The organism is Priestia sp. P5_B4 (assembly GCF_056400385.1).
Map to the genome: position 1 here is coordinate 1 of NZ_JBFULJ010000654.1, position 2,179 is coordinate 2,179.

A 2,179-nucleotide genomic window follows, 5' to 3' on the forward strand; every position below is an offset into this window, starting at 1 on the left:
GTATGTATACCCTTAACTAATAATTTTCAAACATTTTTTCAGCGTTCTTTTTCCGCTTTACGATAGGCTGCGGCTTTTGCTTTTACAAGCAGCCTTGTAACCCAGTACGCTACTAACGTTATTCCTATATCAATCAGAAAAATATAGAACAAGCTCATTCCTTTTCCTGAATCAATAAATTTAAAATGGTGTTCAAGAGGCGCCAGTCCAAATGAAAAAACAGCGCTCAGCAGAATTGTATACAGATAAAAATTCTTTTGGTGATTCGTACAATATTGATAAAGCAGCAGAAAGCCTACCGGCAAAATAGAAGCGGTAATATTCGTTGCGTTCGGAAGCAGCGGCGTTAAGAAAAACGTGTGCGTTAAATGACCGCTTCTCCCAAGTGCAATATCAATATATGCCCAGAGCATGTGCACTGTGTAACCGAAGAAAAACACCTCAAAGATCCTCGTCCGGTCTACGGTAAAATACAACAACACAAGAGGAAGAACGAGTGAAGCGAGTACCACCCAAAACTGCCAGTTTCCAAAGTCTGAATACTGATGCCAATACGACGATAATAACTTCTGCAGCTTATCGCTTTGTTCATGTATGTTTCCCCAGTATCGTTCATAACTCACTGAAGTAACCTCCTATATAGAGTCTCTGCTTATATATGTACGAATAAGCTCCATTTTATACAGAGAAACATGGGACGCGGCCATTTATTGCTTGTCATCACCTAAATACGTCACCAGGAGTTCATGCTCAATGACTTTACTTGCTTTTCGATTAACAGCATACGCTTTTGCTGTTGGTCTTGAGCTAACTGATGCGGATAGCTTCTCATCTTTAAAATGCAGCGCGACTCCATCATCTACAGCATAGCCTTCTTTCATTTCTCCGCTTGCCATTAATTCATGATACGAAGGTCTTCGATTGCTTTCTCCGTCGTAGTGAGGGCAGTTGCTGCCGGTTAAAAACCCTAGACAGTCGATTTTAGACAGGTTGTTGTTCATTGAATCAGTGACGCCTTCTTCAAACCAGCAAATCGAACCTGCGCTTATTCCTGCTAAGATTATTCCTTTTTTATAAGCTTCTTTTAAAATTGTATCAAGTCCCCACTCTTTCCATAAAGAAAGCATATTCCTTGTATTACCGCCGCCTACATACAAAATGTCGTGCTGCATCACATATGCTTTTAAATTCATAAAGTTTTGAGAGAACAGCGATAAATGAGCCGGTGTGCATATCAACTTCTCAAACGCTTCATAAAACCTTTCTATATAATTATCCGCATCTCCGCTGGCTGTAGGGATAAAACAGATTTTCGGCACATTTGTATGAGCTTGTGAAAGTATGTATTGATCCAGCAGCAAGTTATCCGGCTCCATCGAAAAACCTCCGCCGCCCATGGCTATAATTTGTCTCATTTCCATCCTTCCTTTCAAAAAGATCATAGATAAAAGGTAAATTCATACTAATTCTCATAGATGAATTTCCGTATAATGGAAGAGTGATAAAAAGGTGGTGCAAAGCTTTTGAAAATAGTACGAACACTTATACTAATACTAGGTATTTTTATTATTTTGTTTTGTATCTTTGGCTATATCGATTATAACGGTCAAAAAATGGATTTAGGAGCCAAACAAGAAAAAAACATCCCATCTTCCATTAACACTGACGGAGGTGCCATTACGCTATCTGCTGTAAGCGAAAAGTACGATGAAACGCAGTTTGGCTTTTTTGTTATCCAAAACAATTCGACGCATACCTTAACAATTCCTTATGAAAATACGGCGGATCACTTAAAAGACGGAAAGTGGTACGAAGTTGTGCTAAACGGATTAGAGTTCCCTGATAAAACCATCACGCTAAAGCCAGGGAAATCATTCAAACAAGATATCGCAACTCCTAACTACAAAGTAGGAAAATATCGTTTTGTTCAACACTTTAAAGATGAAAATGGCAAAGAGTATGTGTTAGCGGCTCCTTTTGAAATTGTTTGGCCGAGTCTTAAGAACGTTCTCGGACAGTTTGATTAAAGGTAAAAAGAGAGAGTTAGAAATACCGAAATTCATCTCACCTAAAGACGAACAAATTGGGTGAATGATTAGTATGAATTGCTTGTTACCCCGCTGTTGATTCCTGTGCAAGACTTCGCTTTCCGCAGGAGTCTTCGTCTTGCCCTCCAATC

3 protein-coding genes are annotated in these 2,179 nt (G+C 39.2%); 1 reads left to right on the forward strand and 2 read right to left on the reverse strand.

What is annotated here, in order from left to right; all coding sequences use genetic code 11:
• Positions 1 to 38: 38 nt before the first annotated feature.
• A complete protein-coding gene (locus AC1DRF_RS24270; protein ID WP_427076363.1) occupies positions 39 to 623 on the reverse strand; it encodes a hypothetical protein in 585 nt (194 codons plus the stop codon).
• Positions 624 to 707: 84 nt separating this feature from the next.
• Positions 708 to 1,415, reverse strand: a complete 708-nt coding sequence (locus AC1DRF_RS24275) for a Type 1 glutamine amidotransferase-like domain-containing protein (protein ID WP_427076362.1) — start codon at positions 1,413 to 1,415, stop codon at positions 708 to 710.
• Between the two features lie 108 nt (positions 1,416 to 1,523).
• Between AC1DRF_RS24275 and AC1DRF_RS24280 the strand changes: the two genes are divergently transcribed.
• The gene (locus AC1DRF_RS24280; RefSeq protein WP_427076361.1) at positions 1,524 to 2,027 is read left to right on the forward strand and encodes an immunoglobulin-like domain-containing protein; all 504 of its coding nucleotides are present in this window, start codon (positions 1,524 to 1,526) and stop codon (positions 2,025 to 2,027) included.
• The last annotated feature ends 152 nt before the right edge of the window (positions 2,028 to 2,179 follow it).